6 protein-coding genes are annotated in these 5,052 nt (G+C 62.0%); all 6 read left to right on the plus strand.

Translation table 11 applies throughout. The features are described from left to right. The first annotated feature begins 594 nt into the window (after positions 1-594). Complete coding sequence (locus ACZYOF_RS42080; protein ID WP_282531932.1) at positions 595-783, plus strand: hypothetical protein; 189 nt, start codon at positions 595-597, stop codon at positions 781-783. 31 nt (positions 784-814) lie between these two features. Continuing rightward, a complete protein-coding gene (gene nhaA, locus ACZYOF_RS42085; RefSeq protein ID WP_463719429.1) occupies positions 815-2,737 on the plus strand; it encodes a Na+/H+ antiporter NhaA in 1,923 nt (640 codons plus the stop codon). Further along, positions 2,700-3,104, plus strand: a complete 405-nt coding sequence (locus tag ACZYOF_RS42090; protein ID WP_282531930.1) for a host attachment family protein — start codon at positions 2,700-2,702, stop codon at positions 3,102-3,104. The genes nhaA and ACZYOF_RS42090 overlap by 38 nt, the downstream gene beginning before the upstream one ends. Before the next feature lie 267 nt (positions 3,105-3,371). Then, entirely contained in the window at positions 3,372-3,497 is a 126-nt protein-coding gene (locus ACZYOF_RS42095; RefSeq protein WP_282531929.1) for a hypothetical protein, read from the plus strand. A gap of 56 nt (positions 3,498-3,553) precedes the next feature. Further along, positions 3,554-3,778: a hypothetical protein gene (locus tag ACZYOF_RS42100; protein ID WP_282531928.1), complete on the plus strand. Its 225-nt coding sequence runs from the start codon at positions 3,554-3,556 to the stop codon at positions 3,776-3,778. Between the two features lie 521 nt (positions 3,779-4,299). Beyond that, complete coding sequence (locus tag ACZYOF_RS42105; protein WP_282531927.1) at positions 4,300-4,686, plus strand: hypothetical protein; 387 nt, start codon at positions 4,300-4,302, stop codon at positions 4,684-4,686. The last annotated feature ends 366 nt before the right edge of the window (positions 4,687-5,052 follow it).

The following is a 5,052-nucleotide window of genomic DNA, read 5'->3' on the forward strand; positions in this document are numbered from 1 at the left end:
GCTTCTCATAGTTAGCAAGCAGTTGATCCAGCAGTTCAGGTGTAATCGTCGTGTCGGTCGTCATGTGAGTCTCCTCGGTAAGGTAAACTCACAGAAACCTGCTTACACATTCTTTCTGACACCCTCATGCTGATGGCGTGGACCAACACCGCGAGTTCGAGAGCAGGCTGTCCTGCGATGCTCTGAGTCATGGCCCTATACTCGCAATTCTGATTGCGGCGGGGTGTACGCCGTTGCGTGGGCCTCACGACCGCGCTCGCGGCACCAGCGTTATTGTCTTGGAATCGGCTGGTAAAAGCTATGATCTCGATAACGACCCGTAATGCCGCGCGGCCCGCAGGCTAGCCGCGTGAAGACCCCCTCTCGGCCGCCAAGAGTGCTCCTCGGCAAGTCCTCGCAGAGAGACGCGACGCACACCCGGCAGCGCCCCAGGCGCCCTCAGTCATTTCGATAATGGTCGGTTATCGACTCCATGGCGAGAGGTGATTTTCCTTTCCACCGTCATGGACTCAATCTTCGATCCATCGTCGCCCGCCCTCGTGTACGGGCCGAAGTCGGCGTTCCGTTGAACGATCGCAGGCCAGGAGGTCCGACATGCACATCAAAGAGACAATCGGCGTTTCATTCCCCGGTTCTGTCGAAGGCCTGCCGCTGGAGGATGTCGTCGTGCTCGTGGACAGCGCCGGCGTCGCGCTTGGAGTGCAGCGTGCGTTCAGCGCGCCGTCATCCAACGGCGGCGTATTCCACGTCGTAAACCCGTCGACAGCTACGCCGACGTCTTAGCCGGCGCGAACACCTGGAGACCGGTTCAGCGATGGAGCTCATGATCCCGCCCGGCCGCCTCGACCGTCCGGTCGACCACGAGACGGACCACGTGCTCGGCCCCACCAATGCCGAGATCACGCTCGTCGAGTACGGCAGCTACGCGTGCCCGCACTGCAGGGCTGCCAACGAGCGCATCGCGCAAGCACGCGACCAACTCGGCGACCGCGTCCGCTACGCCTTCCGGCACAGGCCGCTCTCGGACAACAGCCTTGCGTTTCGGGCTGCCGAGCTCGCTGAGCTGGCCCAGACGCCCGAGGCGTTCTGGTCCGCGCACATCAAGCTCATGACGCGGTCGATGCAGCTCACAGAGGACGACCTCATCGCGGTGGCCACCGACCTCGGCGTGAACGCAGATTTCGCACTCGGCGACAGCGATGCCGTGCGGCACGCGAGAGCGAAGGTGGAGGCGGACATCGCAAGCGCACGCGCAAGCGCAAGCGGCGTGAGGTTCACGCCGACCTTCTACATCAACCACCGGCGCTACGACGGGCCCTGGGACGAGAGCTCTCTCATCGACGCGATGCTTGGCACGCTCGGGCACCGTGTCCGCACGGCGGCGCTGGACTTCGCGAGCTGGGGCCCGTCCGCCGGCATTTTGCTGGTCCTCGCGACCGTGGGGGCGATCGTCCTGACGAACTCTCCGATCGGGCCGGCGTTCGAGGCGCTCTGGCGCCAGGAGCTCGGCGTGAGCTTGGGCGACGCAGCCTTTCGGATGTCCATCCTCCATTGGGTCAACGACGGCCTGCTGACGGTGTTTTTCCTCGTCGTGGGGTTGGAAGTGAAGCGCGAGATGACAGTCGGCCACCTCGCAAGCCGCCGCTCCGCCGCGCTTCCGATCGCGGCCGCGTTCGGCGGCATGGTCGTGCCGGCGCTACTGTATGCGCTGGTCATCCCTGCGGGGTCGTGGTCGCACGGGTGGGGCGTTCCGATGGCGACCGACACTGCGTTTGCGATTGCCTTGATCGCCGTGATGGGCGCCCGCGTCCCCGTCGAGCTGCGCATCTTCCTCACCGCGGCGGCCATCGTCGACGACATCGGCGCGATCGTCGTCGTCGCTGTGTTCTACTCCGGCGATATCCATCCGGGCTACCTGGCCGCGGCCGCGACGACAGTCGTTGCGCTGACGCTGCTGAGCCGATCGAGGGTCTATCTGCTGTCGCCCTACATCCTGTTGGGCGTCGCGTTGTGGGCGTTCGTCTATGCGGGCGGCCTCCACGCTACGCTGGCCGGCGTGGTACTTGCGCTGTTCATTCCGACGCGGCCACCCGCTAACTTGGCTGCCCTGATGACGCAGGCCAGCACCATCATCGCCTCCGAGGCCCGGCACGACGGTGAGGTTCTCAGGCACGGCCCCTCCACCCCGGCGCTGCACGCGCTCGACGCAATCTATGACAGACTTGAATCACCCGCCGACCGGCTGCTGCGACACGCGGGCGCGCGGTCGAGCTACGCTGTCCTCCCGATCTTCGCACTGGCGAATGCAGGCGTGGCAATCAATCCGGGCGTCTTTGTTGGGCATGGCTGGCTCATGGCGGCGATCGTTGCTGGCCTCGCCATCGGAAAGCCGCTCGGCGTCTTCCTCGCGGCCGCCGCGGCCGTGCGCGCAGGCATAGCCGTCAAGCCGGCGGAGTACACGTGGCAGCAGTTGGCCGGGGCAGGAGCCCTCGCTGGCATCGGCTTCACGATGTCGCTCTTCATCGCCGGGCAGGCGTTTCCAAGCGCTCCCGACTTCTCGGCCGCCAAGATCGCCGTGTTCGCCGCGTCGATTCTTTCGGCCGTCGTTGGGACTGCCCTGCTCTGGGGAGCTTTGCGCCAGGAGCTTATCGAAGAGGCGCCGCAGAGCGCCGGCATGCAAGTGAGCGGGAGGTCTTTCGATGATTCTACCTACGGGTACGACAGTAGCAGTCGCTGACGGCGAGACGATCCGCCTGTTCCACAATACGGGCGTGAAACCTGGGGTGCATTTGGTCGAGATCACGGCGGCTCCGCCTGCGCCCGCCCACTCAGGCTCGGGTGCGCGGCATCACACCGGCTCTGCCAACGCCGATCGCAGGCGGCTCGACGAGGACAACTTCGCGGCAGCGACAGCCGCGTTCCTGAACATGCTCAGCCTGGACGGCACCATAGAGCACCTGGTCGTTGTCTCCGACCCCAAGACCCTGGGCGAGATGCGCAAGCATTTCCACCGCGACCTGAGAGGCAAGATCATAGGCGAGCTCGCGAAGGACTTCGGCCGGCGTCCGCTCGAGGACATCGCCTCACTGATCGCCGACGCCTGACGCGCCTCCGGAAACGGCTGCCGGCGCAAGCCCGTCCAGTCATAACCCGCGCGAATAACTCAAAGTTACTGACGACGACTACTGCTCTGACCAACCTGAACCAAATCAACCGTCTAAATGTATCAGCAATGGACAAGATATTCATTCCAAGCTGCCTCTGGCATTCTAAGCAGCATCAAGAGGAAGCGAGGTTCTGCTGCCTGCTCGGTGTCACGTTCCAATCTCTCACGCGACTAACCGGCATCTCGCATTAGAAGGAGCCTTCGCATGATAGAATACCTAATCGCCTCGCGCGCCGCGATCATCTTATGGACGAGCCTTGCAGTGGTGTCAGCCGAGATCCTCTTTGACGCGATAGAGACCGAATTGGAGCGCCGCGGTGTGGAGCCATAGGGCTCCCTGCTTGGTCCTGCGGCAGGTGCCAGAGAGGAAGATCGTTGGAGCCCGAAATGACAAACCATGCACGGTTACCGGATCCCGACGGATCGTTGCTTCTTCGTGAGTTGAACCACAGAGTGAATAGCGAGCTCACTAGCGCTATCTGCACGGTTTCAGCGAAAGCGGTGCAGTCGGATGATGTGGCAGTCAAGGCCGCGCTCCTCGATGTGGTAGAACTCCTGCATGGTTATGCTGATGTTCACAAGGCACTACGCATGCCGGATCCTGGCACCTGACCGACGCCGCAAGGTACCTCGAGCATCTTTGCTTCTCCATCACGAAATACCGACTGAATCGGCTGAGTATACGTCTCTCGTGTTCGGCGGATGATTTGCGGCTTGAGGGCGAACGCTGCTGGAAGCTCGGGTTGATCGTATCCGAGCTGCTCACCAATGTGGCACGGCATGCTCGATTCGACGATAGACATCCGGAAGCGAAAGTGAAGTTGTTTGCTTGCAAGTAACGTCGTAAGGTGCGCTGTCTCTGACAATGGCTTGGCATCTGATCTCATTGTGCGCGGTCGCGGGCTAACGATCGTCGGCGAGTTGGCCAGCAGTTTGAGTGGCCGCGTTCATGCGTCTTGTGCCGCCGAAGGGTCTTCCTTCCTTCTCACCTTCCCATTGGCTGAAGTCGAGGAACGTGCCGGCGGCGCAACTCATGTTGTCTTGAAGCGAAGGAAGGTGCGTCGTTCTCACAGGTTGCAGGTCCCGAGAGCCGAAGCTGGCTAGGCCAGTCGTCCCACTGAAAGAGGCCGAACATGACCCAGGTGTATTTCCGCTGCTCCTCGGTCATCGACCGCCGGCAGGACCATGCCGAACGCCGCCGCGAACATATCGCCGAATTGAACAAGCGGGCAGCTGAGGCCGAGCTGCGCCTGAAGCGCCTCTATGACGCCATCGAGGCGGGCGTGGCCGATCTGCGCGATTTGGCTCTCAAGGATCGCATCGCGGCTCCAGGTGGCATTGGTGAAGCTCCGACGTCCATTGTGACCAGCGGTTCGAAGCATAGATCCCTTCATCGCCCCTGCTGTCGCTCTCAACGCGCTACCCGATGCCTCATCGGCAAGGTCGAGGCTTTTGTTCGTGCACGACAAGGCAGCGCCCCAACAGGAACTTCAGCAGGTTCTCAGCTTTGGTTCGGATAGGAACGTCGAGCGAACCTAAACTCTGCCTTGGTCGACGCCGCTCCAAGCGGCAACGCAGTTCTTCAGGACTGGAGCTTCCGAAGTCCTTCATCATCATAGGTTCGCTCACGGAGGATGGAGTCCGTAAAGCCTTTTTGGAAACTGAGCAAACACACCATCCGCCAATGGGTACCGACGATCCTGACTTTTCCGCCGTCAAAACGCACGGCGGCAAGATGATCACCTATCATGGATTGGCTGGGTGCCGTCCGAAAAGCGGTTGGAATTGAAAGTGGCGTAGTCTCCGGGGTGATCAACCTCGAATCACCCGGCGTTGACGCGCCGGGCTGGAGACCACGCCATGACAAGCGTTACCACGAAGGCTTT

Source organism: Bradyrhizobium sp. LeoA1Lang, from assembly GCF_055413685.1.

Bases quoted from the DNA above. Each gene is read 5' to 3' on its own strand.
- ACZYOF_RS42080 (WP_282531932.1), top strand. From the start codon at position 595: ATGCACATCAAAGAGACAATCGGCGTTTCATTCCCCGGTTCTGTCGAA.
- nhaA (WP_463719429.1), top strand. From the start codon at position 815: ATGGAGCTCATGATCCCGCCCGGCCGCCTCGACCGTCCGGTCGACCAC.
- ACZYOF_RS42090 (WP_282531930.1), top strand. From the start codon at position 2,700: ATGATTCTACCTACGGGTACGACAGTAGCAGTCGCTGACGGCGAGACG.
- ACZYOF_RS42095 (WP_282531929.1), top strand. From the start codon at position 3,372: ATGATAGAATACCTAATCGCCTCGCGCGCCGCGATCATCTTATGGACG.
- ACZYOF_RS42100 (WP_282531928.1), top strand. From the start codon at position 3,554: ATGACAAACCATGCACGGTTACCGGATCCCGACGGATCGTTGCTTCTT.
- ACZYOF_RS42105 (WP_282531927.1), top strand. From the start codon at position 4,300: ATGACCCAGGTGTATTTCCGCTGCTCCTCGGTCATCGACCGCCGGCAG.